This is a genomic window from Legionella cardiaca (assembly GCF_029026145.1).
Classification (GTDB): Bacteria; Pseudomonadota; Gammaproteobacteria; order Legionellales; family Legionellaceae; genus Tatlockia; species Tatlockia cardiaca.
On sequence record NZ_CP119078.1, the window covers coordinates 787,670 to 805,668 of the forward strand.

Below are 17,999 nucleotides of genomic sequence, written 5' to 3' on the forward strand. Positions count from 1 at the left end.
ATGGCAGAGTATAAAGATACCTTAAATTTACCAGATACAACATTTCCAATGAAAGCTAACCTGGCACAGCGCGAACCTCAGATGTTAGCTAATTGGGAATCTAAAGGTATCTATAAAAAAATTAGACAAGCTCGCCAGGGGCAAGAGCGCTTTATTCTTCATGATGGCCCTCCCTATGCGAATGGACATTTGCATTGTGGACATGCGCTTAACAAAATTTTGAAAGATATCATTAATAAATCAAAATGTTTAAGTGGTTTTGACACACTTTTCGTTCCTGGTTGGGATTGCCATGGTTTACCTATTGAATTGAATGTAGAAAAGAAAATAGGTAAAGCTGGTGTGAAAGTTACCCCTAGCGAATTTCGCTTAAAATGTCGTGAATATGCTGCCAGCCAAATTGATATTCAACGTGATGAATTCAAGCGTTTAGGGGTATTTGGTGATTGGGAGCATCCCTACGCGACGATGAATTATTCTTATGAAGCCAATATTATTCGTGCGCTGGGTAAAGTTATTGAGAACGGGCATCTACAGCAAGGCTTTAAACCAGTTCATTGGTGTATTGAGTGCGGTTCTGCTCTGGCGGAAGCGGAAGTGGACTATGAAGATAAAACATCACCCTCGATTGATGTGGCCTTTTTTGCAGTAGAGTCTCAAAGTATCGTATCGGCTATATCAGCGACTCTGCCTGTTAAGACGGTAATTGTTCCTATTTGGACTACAACTCCTTGGACTTTACCCGCTAACGAAGCAGTTTGTCTGCATCCTGAATTGGAATATGTATTATTAGATACTGGCAAACATTATTTTCTAGTTGCTGCTGAATTAGCGGCGTCAGTGATGACTCGCTATGGGATAGAGGATTATAAAATTGCTGGCCAGGCAAAGGGAAAGGCATTTGAGAGAATTCCTTTACAACATCCTTTTTATGAAAGACAAGTTCCTATTGTTTTAGGTGATCACGTAACAACGGACGCAGGTACTGGTTGCGTACATACGGCTCCCGCGCATGGTCCAGAAGATTATCCTGTGGGCCTGGCATATAACCTGCCATTGATTAATCCTGTCATGACGAACGGTTGTTATAACGAAAAGGTACCTTTATTTGCTGGTCTTTCGGTATTAAAGGTAAATGATAAGATTATTGAGGTTCTTAACGAGCGACAAGTACTTCTTCATAATGAGTCGATTCGTCATAGCTATCCTCACTGCTGGCGTCATAAGACACCAATGATTTTTCTTGCAACGCCTCAATGGTTCATTTCCATGGATAAAAATGGCCTACGCAGTGCAATTGCTGCCGTTATTGATGAGGTTAATTGGGTACCAGAATGGGGTAAAGCGCGTATTGCTAATATGGTTGAAAGTAGACCCGATTGGTGTATCTCTCGTCAGCGCGCCTGGGGTACGCCAATGACTTTATTTGTTCATAAAACTACTCGAGAGTTACATCCAGACTCAGTCGCATTAATTGAGAAAATTGCAACAAGTGTGGAGAAACAAGGAATTGATGCATGGTTTGAATTGAATGCTGAAGAATTTTTAGGAGCCGATGCTGAGCACTACGAGAAGATAACTGATACCCTTGATGTTTGGTTCGACTCTGGTGTTTCACATTATTGCGTTTTAAAACAAAACACAGAGCTTGGCTTGCCAGCTGATGTTTATTTTGAAGGTTCAGATCAACATCGGGGTTGGTTTAATTCTTCATTGACCACTGCTGTTGCCATCTATGGTCATGCGCCATATAAGAGCGTTTTAACACATGGTTATACTGTCGATGCTGAGGGTCGAAAACTATCTAAATCCAAAGGTAATTATGTTGCTTTGGATAAATTAATTAATCAGCATGGCGCAGACATTTTACGTCTGTGGGTTTCTTCAACAGATTACCGCCATGAGGTCAGTATTTCTGAGGAAATTATTAAACGAAATGCTGATGCTTATCGACGTATTCGTAATACATCGCGATTTTTATTAGCAAATTTATTTGATTTTGTTCCTGAAGAACATTGTATTCCTGTTAATGAACTTGTTGAATTGGATCGTTGGGCGATCAAACGTTCTCAACAACTACAAAAAGAAATTATAGAAGCCTATAAAAATTATAATTTTCATGTGATTTATCAAAAAATACATAATTTCTGTGCTGTTGATATGGGTAGTTTTTATCTGGATGTAATCAAAGACAGACAATACACTACCGCTAAAAATAGTGTAGCCAGACGCTCTTGTCAGACAGCAATGTTTCATATCATACATGCGCTGACGCGATGGCTTGCTCCTATTCTATCTTTTACTGCAGAGGAAATTTGGCAAGTAATCCCTGGTCAAACAAGTGAATCTGTTTTTGTAGAGCAATGGTACGATGAATGGCCAACTATCACTGATGTGGATATTGCATTCTGGGAGCAATTGCAAATTATTCGTAATGAAGTGAATAAGGCACTGGAAGCACAACGTAAAGAAGGCATCATTGGTTCAGCTTTAGCGGCTGAGGTAACAATTTATGCAAATGATAAGGCGTATTCTTTACTGAATAAGCTGGGTGATGAGTTAAGATTTGTATTAATAACTTCCGCTGCCACAGTAAAGCCAATGGCTTCTTCTACAGATAAACTTACGCTCAATGAAGAATTAGGGGTAGCTATTGTTGTACATCCCAGTGAGCATGAAAAGTGTGACCGTTGTTGGCATCGACGAGAAGATGTCGGAGCCGACATAACTCATCCAGAGTTATGTCAACGATGTGTGGATAATATTAGTGGTCGGGATGAAGTGAGACATTTCGCATGAAAAAATGGCCTTGGTTTTTATTAAGCATTGCAGTTGTTGTTGCTGATCAATGGTCTAAGTATTGGGCTGCTACGAATTTTACTCCTTATCAGCCCGAGGCATTAGTACCCATGATTAATTTCACGCTAGCTTACAACTCGGGAGCTGCATTTAGTTTTCTTAGTGGGACCGGTGGTTGGCATCGCTGGTTTTTTGCGGGTTTCAGTATAGTAATGAGTTTAGCTTTGATTATCTGGCTAATTCGCCTGCCTTTAAAAGCCAAGCTTCAATCGTTTGCTGTAAGTCTTATACTCGGTGGGGCAGTAGGAAATTTATACGACAGAGCTGCCTTTGGCCACGTGATCGATTTTATTGATGTTTACTATAAAAATCATCATTGGCCAGTTTTTAATTTAGCTGACAGTGCGATCTGTATTGGCGCTTTTTTCCTATTAGTGGACTTATGCAAAAGCCCCAGTCGATAAAGCGTATAATTGTTTGCTTTCAGGATTGATAATACTAACTGCCGCAACTGCCGGTAGACTTAGATAGTGTTCCGCCTCATCCCACTCAATTTCTGCTGGAAATAAACGTAGCATAGGTAAGCATTTGTTCAAAGAAGCACAAAAAGCCAGATTTGCAGGGTAGGGTCTTGCTTGATGGTAGCCTAAAGCCATGACTTGCATTGCTTCAGAAATGGTTGCTATGCCTGGGAGATAGTTCATGGAGTAAATTGCTGCGGTTTGAGCGATCGCAGGTAAAAAACCAGGACTGGAAGTGAAATGAACACCTGCCTGATAACTATCTTCTAGTTGTTGCGTGTTAGTAATATTTCCTGAGCCAATACGTAATGAAGGAAAATCCTGTAGTACTTTTTTCAAAATTTCCTGTTCACTACTATTAATTTCGACAATAGCAAAACCGGCACTGGCAACTTGCTTGAGTCTGTCAAATAAAAAAGCATCAACATCTAAAGTTACAATAATTGATTGATTATCAAACAATTTGTCAGTCATCATGATTTTTTCACTAGGAGCCGCAACATTCTGTCCATGTTAGAAGAGTTGCGGCTGCTTAGCAAGTATTAAGAGTAGGGTTTTGGCGTAATTCGCGCGAAATAAGGCACTGGAGCAGTTGATTCTGGTGATTGTCTCGTTTCAAGCTGATCGGGAGTGCTCGTTACATTGCGCTTGTTTGCAGATACACCAAAACGGTTCAAGTTCTGAAGTAAATTGCGCATAGTTTGTTCTGGTATTGGACGACCATATTTAATCTCTCTAAGCATAGAATCTAATGCTGGCGAAAGTTTACCGTCAGGTCCCTTAAATAATTCTCTTAAGCGCTCTATTGATTCGCGAGTGGGATTGGTTTTCATCAAAAGGAGCAGATGTTTACAGCCCTGAGCATAGCTACTGCCTGTAGATTGGGAGGCTTTATTATTTGGACTCATTGTTGGTTTCAATGTAGGCGTTGATAAAGAAGTCGTAACAGTGCTAGAAGGAATATCCTGGTTTGATTGCTTCATCAAAGTTAATAAATTAGCTTGGTCGCTTTGAAGTCGTGTAAGTTGATTGGTAATCAGCAAAATTTCTTTCTGCATGGTTTCACTGCGTACAGAAAGCTCTAGTCTTCTGTTCATGCAGCTACTCTCTTCAACCGTTCTATTATCACGTACCAATACTTTTAAGCTGGCAATGTCTGGTCTGGAGCGTTCATAATTTTCTGCCGCCATGGCTTTCGCTTGAAGACTCATAGAGCGGAAATTCTCGGGTGATTGATCTGACTCCAATAAATAATATTTGTTGGTTTCATTGTCGAATACAATGGAGCGTCCTCTAGAAAGAATAAACGCGGCGTCTGTAAAGGAGGTGACAGGCAGGCCATTGAAGCCCCATAGTGTTTTCTCCCCTTTCATGACACTAATAATGTCTTTTAAGCCTTCAGATTGGACATGAAGACCATGATGTTCATGTAATTCTTCCATGCGCTCTCTCATGACTCCTGTATCTTTACTTTTTACAACGGAGCTACTAATGCGTTTGGCTTGTTCTTTTAAAGTTGTTTGTAGTTCTGTAAGCCTGTCTTCCATAAATTTCAGAGTAGATTCAGGAGATTCAATTTGCTTTTGCAAAAGAGAAAGTGTAATTAACATCGTACTCAATGATCTGGGTTCTGCCGTACCTTCATGTGCAGATTGCTCCCTTAACTGGTCAATCTGTGCTTGCAAATTATCTAATGTTTGCTGACGTTCTTCAGGATTCATGGAAAGCGTATTTAAGAGAATGCCAAAATGATCAAGTGAAGCGAGGTTATCTTCCAGATGCTCATAACGACTCGCAAGCATGAGTTCTTCTTCTTCAAGTAAATCCATTTCTGCTTCAAGGTCCTCAGACTCCTGAATTTTTTCTTTTAATTTTTTCTCCATTGCATCAATAGACGCTTGATAAGCGTTATAGGCTTGAGCATTGGCTGCAGCTCTTTTTTGACTTTCAGCGTAGTTATCCGTAGTGGAGGTGGTACTATGCAATTTCTTATCGATCTCTTTTTGCAATTCTATATTTCTGTCTTTGGCTTGTGCTTCCTTTTTATAAAGCAAACCTAAAAGAAGAGCGGCTAATGCACGCTGTCTTCTTATTTCACTATCTAGTTGTTGTTGATGAATGGCATCGTTAATTGCTGCCATTTCAGCCAATTCGTTGATAATCATGCTTTGAACTTCGCGTCCAGCTGGGGTTTTTAAAAAAGTAATGACATCTCGTGATGTCCTAAGTCCGTAATGGCTAAGATAGGTGGAAGCAAGTTCTGGAATATCCAACGGATGGCGTAGTTCCTTTTCTCTTTTGCTTTGTTGCATTTCTTTGACTTGGAGATTCGCAAACCATTTCTCTAATTGAGTGGAGGTCAAGGTGATGGATTTTTTATCTTTTGTAGTTAATTGAAGCGATTCAATCGTTTCTTTTCGTTTACTGAGGGGGGCCCCTTGCTTCATTATACTTTCATAGGAACTGGTTTTAGGAATGGTTGGATCAGGGGTACCTTTCGTACTGTTAGCCATGGGGTGAATCCTCAGGTAATTCAATACCTTTAATTATACACTATTCAACTGGCTATACAATAGTCAAAATGGCTTTCAAAAGAGCTAAAATATGCCTCAATGCGTGAAATTAATACCAACAATCATCAGCTGTAAGTGATGATGTACCTTGGGCATCAGCTAAAATTCCTTTAATACCTGTCTTATCAAGGGTTAAGGTTTGGCATTTATCTTTTATTTGTGAATTTAGTGGGATCGCATATAGAGTAAAAGAATCTACGGTTTGCATTACTATTTTTAAGCGATACCATTTTTCTGGGGATAAATCGTTACTTTTGATATCCGTAAATTTTCCTGTACCCATAGTGGCTGTTTCATAAGTATGTTGCTCAGCATGAAAATGTTCAAGGTGGTTTGCCAGGTCAAGCAATGCTAATTGCCCATCGTAACGTCTGGCCTTAAGAATATGATGCATATAACTTGGGTAAGTGCTGCAGACAAAAATACCTATCAAAAGAAAGGTTAGCATTAGTTCTATAAGGGAAAATCCTTTATTTAGAGATATCCTCGGAAATTCCACTGTAGAGGAAAATTGCTTTATTGATAGGTTGCTCATATCCTCATTAACGGGTGAGTGAACTTCTATTCTTTGCGATAACTCTCCTTGTACTTTCTCTATAGTAGTTTTTTGAGCAATTTTAATGTTGTAAGTTATCATCTATATTTGAAGACAGGCAAGGATCCCCACCATGGTGTAATCGCACTCTTTTAGCTAATTGCTTAGAAAAACAACATTGAGCGATTTAAGATCCTGATTTTTTCTTGATCTGTCATAAGTTATTCATACTGGCTACAATTATTGTTTTTGGATTATTTTAAAGCAAGATTTTTTTATTGTTGCCTCAGCCCCGATTTCGTTAAACTTTCTTCCAAGAAAATAATGTCATTTAGTTGCTTCGCTATTTTCTCACGATAAACAAATTCCTAGCCATTTGGGGGCAATTTATAAAATTTTAGGGGTAAATTGGTAAAATTACTATGTGTTCTATTTACATGTTTCTATAGTGTAAATTTGATATTTTATGGAAATAAAAAGAGCTAAATGTTATAATTGTTTTCATGTTTGAGTTGGATTTTGTAATGAGATAGTCATGGCGAGTAAGGCTGAGTTAAAAGAATTAAAAAGATATGTCGAGTCTAAAACGGATAACTCATTCCGTGATGATAGGACCCTATCAGCGATAATGAGATGTTTTTCGTATTCAGGAGATGCATATTATACTTCATTTTCGCCTGCATATATGAATTCCTTGAAGGGCGGCGAATCACCGTTAGACCCTTTTAATCGCTTATTGCCTAGTTCAAAAACAGAACCAGTTAATATACTGTCCTATGTCGGCTCGCATTATAATATGTTTATCCTTTATGATAATACATTGATACGTTTAGAGCCTTATGGAGCCGAAGGATCTGATACGCGTGAACGTGTAATAAGGGACTGGATGGCCAATAACTCAGATATACGTTATCAAATAAATAATACACCTATACAACGGGAAGGAGAGGATGAAGAAGAACGAAGGAATGGTTGGGCGTGCGGCGACATTTCTATAGTTTATCAAATTGTTTTTGATCATATGGTGACCACCCAAAAATTGGATCCCAGAGAAGAGAATGTTGCGGAGATGATTGGTAAAAAAGCGAAAGAAATAACTGATCAACTTACAGGCGATATTCATACAGAGAAGTTTTTAAAACTCAGAAGAATTATTAATACCATTTATTATATTCGTGATAAAAAACTGGAACTTTCATCAACGGAAATAAAAGACATAGTGGGGGCAGAAAACTATAAAGTTTTTAAAACTCTAAATGACATGGTAGAGCATAATGTTACTCATACTCTAGCTGCTACTTCGTCTAACAGAGATGAAACAGAAGAATTAACTGATACTGCCGAAAAATTAACTGACACAGTGCAGAGAAATCTTTCTAGAAAGAGTTTAGAAAGGTTGAAAGTTAATGGAACAGTTTTTGAGTTGCTTAAAGAATCGACTACAAGCTTATCTCAAGAACTTATTAGAAGTACAGCTCGAAGAATTGATGAAGAGGAGGAGGATTCTCCCTTTCAAATTCTTCAGGAAATATTAGAAGATATTCATAAAGCATTAAAGAATTCAGAAATTCAAAATATAGGCCCATTAACCGATGAACTAGAGCGTGAATTTAAAAAAATTAAGAAAACAGAAACAGATTTTTATGACAGAAAAAAAGAAGCTGTATGGAGTTTAGTTGATGCTCTCGATTTTATCGTGGATAACCCATCGTATTTTCCGGCGGTAAAGCGATCACGGAACAGTTCCTTCGCAGCAATCACTGAATTTTTAGGTGTTGAAGAGGATTCCATCACTGAATTTTTAGATGTTGAAGAGGATTCCATCACTGAATTTTTAGATGTTGAAGAGGATTCCATCACTGAATTTTTAGATATTGAAGAGGAAGAAGATGTTGTGATTGATTCCGCGAAGGAAGACGCGAATGAGGATGATTTAGAGATTACCTCACGGGAACACTTACCTAATGGACTTGATGATAGAAAACGTATGGTGGGAATTTCAAGGAGTGATGAGACCTCAAAAACACTACTTCCTCAATCTTCGAATGCAATGAAAGAAGTAAAAAAACAATTAGTAGCACAAAAAACATCTGATTCAAGTAGTTTATTGGAAGAAAATTCAGGAAGGGAATTAATAAGCGAAGATCATAAAACACAAATACAAGAATTAATAAGCATTTTAAAGGCGGAGACTAGAGGTTGCTTATTTTTTCACAGAGAAAGAAAAAATACTAAAATTGAAGCATTAAAAATGTTACTCACAAAATCTACTGAATATGATTCTGTAGAGGAACTTGTTGACGCAGTAATAAAGGCGAATCCTGATGCAATCAAAGGAATTTTCAGCAACCGCACGGGCTCATTATTAACTAGCATCAGAAACTCCAAACCTGGTGATGACGAGCCTTCTTCCGATTATCCTTCAACAAGCATCGAGGTCTAGCAAAGTGGGACCAATAATGGCTCAGCAGTTTCATTGTGATGGGTAAGACGTGCAGTTATCAAAAGAGTGATATTAATTTCTCTTCCGGTATGGACCTATATTGCAAAATTTTAATCATTTCTGTAATACGATGAATTTTCATCCTTCTCGCTGTTGGCTAATAAGTTGGTTCTATAACTGAAAGGGGCTCCTCTGAAAGAGCATCCATACTATTGAGAGAGGGGTGGAATAAACTTGTATGAGAAGTCTTTTCGGCCAAAACTGATTTAGATGAGTTAGATGAAGCATTGCTAAGTAATTTTTTAAGTATGCATTCGGTTGAATGATGTGGCAGGCGCTCTATCCTCATAGGATTTTGCACACAATAATCGACATCTGTATTGGTTTTATGCAAGGCATATTCTTCTTCTTTAGGAAAGGCCCAATGATAAAGATTTCGGCGCCAAATTTGTATCTCTGCAACGAGTTGTTGTTTAAGATGCCCAGTAAAATTATCAAGCTTATTACTGCAGAAAGTAATAGCGTAAGCAGTAAAGTGAAATAGGCGGCCTAAAGAGTTATCCCAGATAAATCCCCCAGTTGTTAAGGCATGACCGAGGCCGAATGCTAATACACGAACTACGGGATCGAACAGTGTTAATACAAAACGAATCAAAAAGGATGAGAGATCCATCGCGGGTAATAGAATAAAATTTTTAAAAAGTAAGAGGGGCGGCCATAGAAGAAGCATCCCCAAATTTAATACCACATTCAGCCACTGATTTTGGGTATAATGGCCGAAAGGGCTACTAAAGCCATAAAGAGGGGATAAACGAAAACCGGGTAAATACCCCCAACTATTAGGTCGTTTTGCAAATTCAATTAAAACGCCTCCCACAACTTGCCAATTACCTAAAATCGCTAATGTTTTACTGAGAAGTTTGGTTATTCCACGAAAGGGTACATGAATTAATAAAGAACTTAATTCAAGCAAAGGGATCGTGGTTACAGCTAAGAAAAAATCAACGGATGCTGCAGTTAATTGTTTAGTGCTACTAATAAATAACTTATAACTTTTTTTCAAACCGGAAATAAATCCATTTTGATATCCATAATAATATGCTTCTATAAAGGGACCACCAATTAGTTTAGCGAGAGTTAAACCTCCTCGTAAAAACCATTTTATTGTGCCGAGTAGCCAATCATCTCCTGGATGCATGACAGTGTCATAAATTGCAGCGCCTCCTTTAGCTCCCAGGGCTGCATAGTTTATATACGGAAATTGTCCCATTTCCTCTTCAAGAGCGGGAAGTGATTTACATAGGCCGTAACCTAAACTGATTGCCAATGCAACAATAATGGCAACTTGCGCAGGCTCTTCTTTGAATAAACTAATTGCTTTAATAAAAAATTGATCGAGATCACCCCCTACAACTATCCCCTGCCAGTAGGTGGTTGCTGCAGAAATGGCTTCAGAGGTGGTACCATGACTCATCCATTTAGCTAGTGTTTGAGTAGGTTTAATGCCGTAGATGAGCCCATTAAGATGCAATTTCGTTAAAATTGACGTGAGGGTTTCAGGAGCTATTACAGCGCCCGCTCCATAGGCATAGGCTGCCATAGCTAATGTGCCAATAACAGGATGTTTCTCACTCGTATCAACAAAAAAACCACCAATATGTCGTAATACTCCCAAAAAGCGATGCATAGGATTTTCATAGGGCTCTGGACTGGGGGAGTGCATTTCCCGCACAATAATATAATGATTTTTCTTAAGCTGGAATTTGATAAATTCCTCTAATGTTTGTCCATCCTCCAATAATCCGTGAGCATATAACGCTTCTTGTAAATAACTTAAACGACGAGGTTTCTTTGCTTTTGTAGTGGGTTCTTCTAATTTTAATTGTTTATGACTTGCATGGATGTGGTTAGCAAATTCTTGATAGAGATCATGAATAAATTGTTTTACACGATGAAATAAATTTTTAAAGAAAATGGGCAAACGCGAGAAAAAAGCTTTCAGTTGTAAACCCGCTCGCTCAGGCAAATAAAGATGATTTTTCCCGAGCTGGCTTAAAGTATAGATATCCTCTCCACTAGGTAGAGGATAGAATAATTCTCCCTCCTCAAAATAATTAATCGTGACCATTTCATCATTTAAGCGCAAAAGGACACGCTGATCTGGTAATGTAGCCCAACTACCATTGGGACGGCAGGTTAGCCAATCGGCTGCTTCTTGCATGGATTTAGCTTCAATATAAGATTGAAGAGGCTTCTTATTAATCTCTGCAATTAGCTCTGCTAGCGATGAATAGCCAATTTGAGAAACACCGTCTAAATGGTAATAAGGTTTAATACGAGTGATTGATAAGCCATCGGTTCGTTTTTCAGTTTGAGTTTCCTGGCTTGCTACATAAGGATTTGCTAAATGATTTATCCAGTCTCGCCCATCAAGCCAGAGTTTACGAAAAAATAATTCCAGACGTTTGAAACGATTAGCCGCGATATTACTTAATGAAGAGGGAGGAACAAGATTATAGGCCTGACAAATGACACGAATAGTGTCATTTAATGCCTCCTCATCTTGACCAATATGTAATTCACTATCCCAGACAAAGAAATTTTCTCCCTTCTCTTGGCTAAAATCGAGTTGATCATACAGACATACTGGATGCAGGCGATTAAATTGATAATGTTGCGCTGTCTGTTGAGCATCATAAATTATCGTATCTAACATCCCTTCAGAAACGATAGGGTTTGTGGCAACCAATAAATTATCACTCCTGCATTCTTCAAGTATAGCGATTACTTTGACCCGTAATGCCTCTTGAGTTGACCAGTCATCGCTGCTTAACTCTCGCTCCAAAGGGAGTAATTGCGTTAGACGACTAATGCAGGTGGTGGCTATTTTATACTTGGTTTCCTGAGCTTGAGTGCGCGGTTGTGGGTAATGATCGGAGCGAATACAATAGCGATTTATTTGACTAATTGCATTAGCTACTAAAGAAGAAGGCCTTGCCCCGGGTAAAGATTTTAATTTATTAGCATCATGAGTAAGCCATAATAACTGTACATTTTTTTTGTTATGATTGGCAAAAATGCGCAGATAATCATTATTTGGAAGCTTAAAATCCATGTTGTAATAACCATATAATACAGTGCCTGCCTGATGACTAATTGCAGAACCTGTAAGTGTTGGTATTGCTTCATGGGAATGGGGTTTAACTTGTAAAGGGATTACTGTTTGTAGTCGCCCGCCAATTAATCTTACTTTAGCCATTGTCTAAATAAATTGTTGCCCACTCTTTCAACAACACTACTAGGTTTTATAGGACTATTGCAAGTGGACTTCTGGGAAATTAATCTGCAAAATTGTCAAAACACTTTCCGTGTTGCTGGCAATCCACCAGACTGGCTGGTAAAATGATTTAAAAATAGACAGGATTTATAGTTAATGACAACTTACTGCGGTTATATTGCTCTAATAGGAAGACCTAACGTTGGTAAATCAACGTTGCTAAATCGTATTTTGCAGCAAAAATTAAGTATCACTTCACGTAAACCTCAAACTACTAGACATAGTATTTTAGGAATACAAACAATAGATGAATATCAATATGTGTATGTCGATACACCAGGTATTCATCAGGGCTCAAAGAAAGTCATGAACCGTATGATGAATAAAACAGCCAAATCTGTATTACGTGACGTTGATGTAATCGCTTTTCTTGTGGATGGTACACATTGGACCGATGAAGATGAATACATTCTGCATTTAATTAAACAGGCTAAAGTTCCCTGTATTCTGCTTATTAATAAAGTAGATAAAATTACTGATAAATCAGAATTATTACCTTTTATAGAAAAAGTAAGTCAACTCCATGATTTTTCCTTAATCATTCCACTTTCTGCCAAAACAGGTACCCAAGTGGAGAATTTTGAAGAACAATTAAAATCCTACTTACCAGAAGGCCCTCATTTATTTGCTGATGATCAGTTTACTGACCGCCCGATTCGTTTTTTATGCGCAGAATTACTGCGTGAAAAAATTTTTCGTCTTTGTGGCCAAGAGTTACCTTATGCAACCACGGTAGAAATTGAGTCATTTAAAGACGAAGGTAACTTGATTCGTATACATGCTTTAATTCTTGTGGAAAAAGACAACCATAAACGAATTATTATTGGTGATAAGGGACAAAAATTAAAAGAGATGGCAACCAGCGCTCGATTAGACATGGAAAAACTATTAGGTAAAAAAGTATTTCTGCAATGTTGGTGTAAAGTGAAAACTGGTTGGGCTGATGATGAGCGTATGTTAAAGCAATTGGGCTATGACGGCTGAATCGTTTGAGGCTTGGGTTATCCATAAACGCCTTTCAGGTGATACCAGCGTTCATGTGACGTTTTTTACACGAGAAAAGGGTATTGTTAATTGTTTATGTAAAGGTGGGCGAACGCCTAAAAAGCAAGCCCTTCTACAGGCTTTTACTCCCTTGTGGTTAGCCGTAGAAATGAGAAAAGAGTGGTACTATGCTCGCCAGTTTGAAAGCAACTCATTATCTCTCGATATTAAAAGCAGTGCTCTTTTTGCAGGTTTGTATATCAATGAATTGCTTTATTATACGTTAAGACCTCTTGATCCTCATACAGAACTCTTTGATGTTTATGTAGAAACCCTACAACAGTTAACAATTACAACCGACAATCTGGCAATCGAAGTGCTATTACGCCGTTTTGAGTGGCATTTGCTTATGGCATGTGGTCAAGCAATATCATTTACTGAGGCTCATTCGGGAAATGATATTGCTAGTGATGGCTACTACCAATTTATAGCAAACGAAGGCTTTCTCCCGACGAATACGGGATTGTCCGGGAAAGATATTTTAGCGCTTGCAGAAGGCCATCTAAATGATGTTCATGTACTTAAAATAGCCAAGTTTATTATGCGTCAAGCTATTGATCATCTTTTAGGGGGTAAACCCCTAAAATCTCGGGCATTGTATATTGCCAAACGCTCATCATAGTCTTAATTGCGACGACGGTAAAGTTGCCATTGAGAATACGTGCTTGGAAGAGGTATAGGTTTTAGCCAGGAGCTCTTATGAGGATTAAATTGGGTAGGGTGTTCTATTGGGCAGAGAAGTATTAAATCTATTTTTCTTTGCAATATCATTTGTTTTGCATCACTCTCTTTTTCCCTAAAAAAATTCATACTATCTTTCAGACCCTCGGGATTATGATGATCGTTGGTTGCTACAATAGAGTAACGTGTTGCGTAAACTAATAAAGGACCGTAGTTACTGTGTACAAAAATGCTCTTATCCTGATTAAATTGAGGTTGATTTAAAAATCCATTACGCAGCATTAGATAAAATTGTTGCTGACAAATTTGTTGGGAATTTAAGAAGTAATCTTTGGCCAGGAATAAAATTAAGGTAGGCAAACTAATTAATAAAATTATGAGTAAAGATTTAATGCCTGGATAGCTGCTCTTGCTCTCTTTTATTAAAAAAGAAACCAAAAAAATAGTAAGCGGCATGGAAAATTCAACCCAACGATACATGTAGGCTGTTAATAAGGTTAATATTGTTGCCGCCCATAATAAGAGCAATTTATCAGGGCAAAGTGTATGGGATAAATAAAGGTAGTAACAGTAACCTGCACCAATTATGAAATAGCAAATTATTGCTAAAGCAAGCGATCGATCAATACTAAAGGGTGAGTAAAATTCTGAAAGTATGGGGAAAAAATTTTTCAGTAAATAGGGATCAACGTGATTGTATGGACCCTTATAAAATCCAGGGAACAAAACGTTCATTATTGCAAAAATAACCATCATAGCAATGATGAAAAAAATAAGTTTGATAATAATTTTTTGCATTGGCAAAAATGTATAAATAATGAAACTTAAAGTAAGCAAAAGAAAAAAAGTTAAGTGCACAACTGAAATGATGTCATGAGCTACCGTAAAAAAATGACGGTGTTCAAGAAAGAGAATGATAATAATATTAATACATAAGCTACTCAGAAGAGTTATCACTGCTTGAGGGGAAATTTTTTGCTTTAAGACCTGCCAAAAGATAAAAGCTAAGCCAATTAATAGAGGCAAAATAAAACTAATACTGGTCCATATTCCTAGGCTGGCAATAAGCGCGGTATACAAGGCAAAGTTTGTCTTATTTCTTTGCAGAAACCTTAATAAATAACCCCAATAAACAATACCCAGCGTAATTAATAAAAAGTCATAATCAACTCGCAAGGGAATAAAAAAAGTATTTAAAAAAGGGTTAAATAAAAAAGCACCCAACACAAAAAATTGTTGGCTGGTGCTGGATTTTAATGCATTGACAACCCAGAGCATACCCCCTACAGCAAGGGCTTGAAAAATCAGTGGTAACCAAAACCCCCACCAATAGAGCGCTGAGTCCAGTGGCATAAAGAAATTTAGCAATATAGCCCCACCAGCTAATAAGGCAGTAGTGGCATTTGTCCAGCTATGTGTATCTGCCCCCCAAGGGATATTGAGTCGAGGATTAACGTGTTGGTACCAAATTTTGTGCTGTAACAAATCAGATGCAATGACAAGGTGCATATAGGCGTCTTGTTCATAGACATAATATCGTTGATGAAATGCATCATTAATGTTTTGTAAATTAGTACAGAGAATAATAAGTAAGATACTGAAAACAAAAAAATAATTTTTAATGTGAGGAAAGAGACTTGGGAAATGGCGTTTTGAAAGAGCAGAAGACATGAAATGTGAACTTTTTAAAATGGAGAGGATATTGTATTTTTCAGGAAAATTTTTAAATTTACTAGTCTTGGACTTGTACTCAATATAAAATGCGATTATCCAATTTTTAAGGTAGCCTGATTTGTCGGTATTGTTAAAAAATCAATTTCTGCACGTACTATCCCTAGCGATTTATCAAAAATTTTATCCAATTCACCTTTGTGTATACCTTTATGATGCAAATAAATAGTTTGCAATGCATGCTGACCTTTGGCCAAAATTTTAGAAACGGCAACTAAATCGTTTCCTTGCCCCTGTTTATGCAAAGTTTGTAGTTCACCGCGCATTTCTGCTGCAATATTAGCTTTTCTTACTGAAAGCGGGATAGGCACTTCTATTGATAAAATATCTGATAAGAATTTTTTCACTGCATACCAAAAGACAGTTCTTTGATGATAGGAATTAAATTGTTTTGCAAGATCGTTAGCAATATTTTTATCAGAAAAGCCAGGAGTACTTAACTCATTAAGAGATGAAATAAATTTTTGCCTGCTAAATTGTTTGGGCGCATTAAAAGATTCATAGGCTGATGCTATTATATTTCTAACTAATGTTTCCTCATTTGTTGGATATTGCAGCTTAATGCTGGTTTCTTTTACAACGGTTCTTGCCTGTTGTAATTTATACAATTTATCCATCTGGTTGTCAGCAGCAAGCTCATCAAGTATTTCGATCACCCTGGTGAGGAATTGTCGTTCGTCGGAGTCTAATTGTTCATTGTGGGTTAAATTTTCCCTTAGAAGGGTTTGTATGCTTATTATATATTCATCAGCATTGATATTTAGTTTAAGTAGTTGTTGATAGAGATAGCTTTCTTGTTGAGCTCTAACTTCCAAGAAAGAAGTTGCCAGGAAAATTCCTTGCCGTAAAACACGAATAGCATCAGAAGACTTAGCGCATTTTTCTGCGTCATATAAAGCTTTATTTAATTGATTCATAGCAAATAATAGAGGTGGTGTATCCGATCCCATATGATGAAGTTGATAATTAATGATAGAAGTTAGGGAATGTTGCAAATAAGACAACTCATCATGAACCAGTGGTTTATTGGAAGAAACTAATTTGCGTTGTCTCATTGCACAAGGTTGTGGGTTTTCTAGATCCTCAATCTGACAAATGTGACAGAAATTATTATGAAAATCAGGTTCTTGTTGAGCTAATATTTCAAGCTCTCGTATGACATCATCAGAAGTAACTGTGGGATTAGAATGATTTAGTAAGAACCAATCGTACAAAGCAGGATAAAAGCGTTGAAATAATTCGCCATGTTCCTGGTTAATAAATAGATGGTGATTCTCACTGTAGTGTATATGTTCAGTTAATACTTTACGATGACTTACAAGACCTGCGGAATGAAAACTTGATAGATTACCAACCGCACAATAATAACGCCAATTTTTCTTGACCTGATTGTAATAATGAAATCGTTCAATGTCGGAAAGACTGGTCGCTTCTCTTTCTTCGTAGGCTGTACCCTTAGTAAGTACCTTCAAGGTCGGTACTGCAGAATCGTCAGGTAGAGATCCTGTTTCCCTGGCAAAACGTAATAATGAATCATGAAGGAGGATAGGTACATCATTAGTTTTTTGATTTGATGTTAGTCTGGTTGCTGTCCCATGAGAGCCAGGATAAACCTGTATAGAAGCTTTGGTTGATGTGGGATTGGCAAACACGTAACGTACTTTATCTTGTGGGGCAAATCCTGGCGTGTATTCATGGAGCATAATTGTTGACTGTAAACGTTTTACATTAGCAGGGATAGTATAGGAAGCCGGATCATCTGCTCTACCGGGGCCAGGCACGTGATCAATAAGAAATAAATTAACCTCAACATCTGGATATAAACTATCCAATAAATTCGCAAGCCTTACGCATGCGTCGGCCCCTCGACTATAACCATGTAAATTGACAGTTTTAGGCATTACACCATGATTGTTTTTGATTAAATTTTCCAAATATTGAATGCCTTCAAACAGCAATTCATCCATTCCATCGCCTGCAGTGACACCTGTTAACTTTTTCATAAGCTCGCGAACACCTGTTAGTGATTCGTCTCTAGGGATAAGTTTTGTGTCGGTAGTGGGGTCATAAACATAACGACCGGGCATTGGGTGTTCAGTTCCAAGGTGCTGCGGTGAAGAACCAACACCATCAAAAAGATGGGTTGCTCCGCCTGATTTCTTAATCAAATCATAAAAACTAGTTAACACATCCTGTCTGGTTGCGCGGTGGTGTGCAGTACCAAGAAAGAAAAAGCTAACTATGTCGTTATTGGATGGCATTCTATAATCAACCCTAAATGATTAAGGATTTCTTTTCATTATATGAAAGTATTATGACGTGAAAGTTAACACTG

The 17,999-nt window shown here is 37.7% G+C and carries 11 protein-coding genes; 5 read left to right on the forward strand and 6 right to left on the reverse strand.

Annotated elements, in window-relative coordinates; all coding sequences use genetic code 11:
- Together ileS and lspA are read left to right on the forward strand one after the other, a co-directional pair.
- On the forward strand, window positions 1–2,799 hold the full coding sequence (gene ileS / locus PXX05_RS03465; protein WP_275089665.1) for an isoleucine--tRNA ligase: 2,799 nt from the start codon (window positions 1–3) through the stop codon (window positions 2,797–2,799).
- The gene (gene lspA / locus PXX05_RS03470) at window positions 2,796–3,263 is read left to right on the forward strand and encodes a signal peptidase II (RefSeq protein ID WP_275089666.1); all 468 of its coding nucleotides are present in this window, start codon (window positions 2,796–2,798) and stop codon (window positions 3,261–3,263) included. Before ileS ends, lspA begins: the two co-directional genes overlap by 4 nt.
- Here the strand turns inward: lspA and PXX05_RS03475 are convergent.
- The 3 genes from PXX05_RS03475 to PXX05_RS03485 all read right to left on the reverse strand — a co-directional run bounded on the left by PXX05_RS03475 (window position 3,240) and on the right by PXX05_RS03485 (window position 6,341).
- Window positions 3,240–3,797 carry a bifunctional 4-hydroxy-2-oxoglutarate aldolase/2-dehydro-3-deoxy-phosphogluconate aldolase gene (locus tag PXX05_RS03475; RefSeq protein ID WP_275089667.1) on the reverse strand — a complete coding sequence of 186 codons (558 nt, stop codon included), beginning with the start codon at window positions 3,795–3,797 and terminating at the stop codon, window positions 3,240–3,242. The genes lspA and PXX05_RS03475 overlap by 24 nt on opposite strands.
- Window positions 3,798–3,862: 65 nt before the next feature.
- Entirely contained in the window at window positions 3,863–5,833 is a 1,971-nt protein-coding gene (locus PXX05_RS03480) for a hypothetical protein (RefSeq protein ID WP_275089668.1), read from the reverse strand.
- A gap of 109 nt (window positions 5,834–5,942) precedes the next feature.
- Window positions 5,943–6,341 carry a type IV pilin protein gene (locus PXX05_RS03485; RefSeq protein ID WP_275089669.1) on the reverse strand — a complete coding sequence of 133 codons (399 nt, stop codon included), beginning with the start codon at window positions 6,339–6,341 and terminating at the stop codon, window positions 5,943–5,945.
- A 622-nt stretch (window positions 6,342–6,963) separates the two neighbouring features.
- On the opposite strand from PXX05_RS03485, the gene PXX05_RS03490 reads away from it, so the two are divergent.
- On the forward strand, window positions 6,964–8,871 hold the full coding sequence (locus tag PXX05_RS03490) for a hypothetical protein (RefSeq protein WP_275089670.1): 1,908 nt from the start codon (window positions 6,964–6,966) through the stop codon (window positions 8,869–8,871).
- A gap of 157 nt (window positions 8,872–9,028) precedes the next feature.
- Here PXX05_RS03490 and PXX05_RS03495 read toward each other — a convergent pair whose 3' ends face one another.
- Window positions 9,029–12,130, reverse strand: coding sequence for a hypothetical protein (locus tag PXX05_RS03495; protein WP_275089671.1), 3,102 nt, complete (start codon window positions 12,128–12,130; stop codon window positions 9,029–9,031).
- A 174-nt stretch (window positions 12,131–12,304) separates the two neighbouring features.
- On the opposite strand from PXX05_RS03495, the gene era reads away from it, so the two are divergent.
- Together era and recO are read left to right on the forward strand one after the other, a co-directional pair.
- Window positions 12,305–13,192, forward strand: coding sequence for a GTPase Era (era, locus tag PXX05_RS03500; RefSeq protein WP_275089672.1), 888 nt, complete (start codon window positions 12,305–12,307; stop codon window positions 13,190–13,192).
- On the forward strand, window positions 13,182–13,874 hold the full coding sequence (gene recO, locus PXX05_RS03505; RefSeq protein WP_275089673.1) for a DNA repair protein RecO: 693 nt from the start codon (window positions 13,182–13,184) through the stop codon (window positions 13,872–13,874). The genes era and recO overlap by 11 nt, the downstream gene beginning before the upstream one ends.
- A 2-nt stretch (window positions 13,875–13,876) precedes the next feature.
- Here recO and PXX05_RS03510 read toward each other — a convergent pair whose 3' ends face one another.
- Both PXX05_RS03510 and PXX05_RS03515 read right to left on the reverse strand, forming a co-directional pair.
- A complete protein-coding gene (locus PXX05_RS03510; protein WP_275089674.1) occupies window positions 13,877–15,604 on the reverse strand; it encodes a hypothetical protein in 1,728 nt (575 codons plus the stop codon).
- A gap of 95 nt (window positions 15,605–15,699) precedes the next feature.
- Window positions 15,700–17,925 (reverse strand): DUF5621 domain-containing protein, encoded by a 2,226-nt coding sequence (locus PXX05_RS03515; protein ID WP_275089675.1) that lies wholly within the window; start codon window positions 17,923–17,925, stop codon window positions 15,700–15,702.
- Window positions 17,926–17,999 lie beyond the last annotated feature (74 nt).

What these genes read in the sequence shown, in the direction of transcription:
- PXX05_RS03475 (WP_275089667.1), bottom strand. Translation starts at nt 3,797, where the DNA reads ATGATGACTGACAAATTGTTTGATAATCAATCAATTATTGTAACTTTA.
- PXX05_RS03510 (WP_275089674.1), bottom strand. Translation starts at nt 15,604, where the DNA reads ATGTCTTCTGCTCTTTCAAAACGCCATTTCCCAAGTCTCTTTCCTCAC.
- recO (WP_275089673.1), top strand. Translation starts at nt 13,182, where the DNA reads ATGACGGCTGAATCGTTTGAGGCTTGGGTTATCCATAAACGCCTTTCA.
- ileS (WP_275089665.1), top strand. Translation starts at nt 1, where the DNA reads ATGGCAGAGTATAAAGATACCTTAAATTTACCAGATACAACATTTCCA.
- PXX05_RS03480 (WP_275089668.1), bottom strand. Translation starts at nt 5,833, where the DNA reads ATGGCTAACAGTACGAAAGGTACCCCTGATCCAACCATTCCTAAAACC.
- PXX05_RS03490 (WP_275089670.1), top strand. Translation starts at nt 6,964, where the DNA reads ATGGCGAGTAAGGCTGAGTTAAAAGAATTAAAAAGATATGTCGAGTCT.
- lspA (WP_275089666.1), top strand. Translation starts at nt 2,796, where the DNA reads ATGAAAAAATGGCCTTGGTTTTTATTAAGCATTGCAGTTGTTGTTGCT.
- PXX05_RS03495 (WP_275089671.1), bottom strand. Translation starts at nt 12,130, where the DNA reads ATGGCTAAAGTAAGATTAATTGGCGGGCGACTACAAACAGTAATCCCT.
- PXX05_RS03515 (WP_275089675.1), bottom strand. Translation starts at nt 17,925, where the DNA reads ATGCCATCCAATAACGACATAGTTAGCTTTTTCTTTCTTGGTACTGCA.
- PXX05_RS03485 (WP_275089669.1), bottom strand. Translation starts at nt 6,341, where the DNA reads ATGCTAACCTTTCTTTTGATAGGTATTTTTGTCTGCAGCACTTACCCA.
- era (WP_275089672.1), top strand. Translation starts at nt 12,305, where the DNA reads ATGACAACTTACTGCGGTTATATTGCTCTAATAGGAAGACCTAACGTT.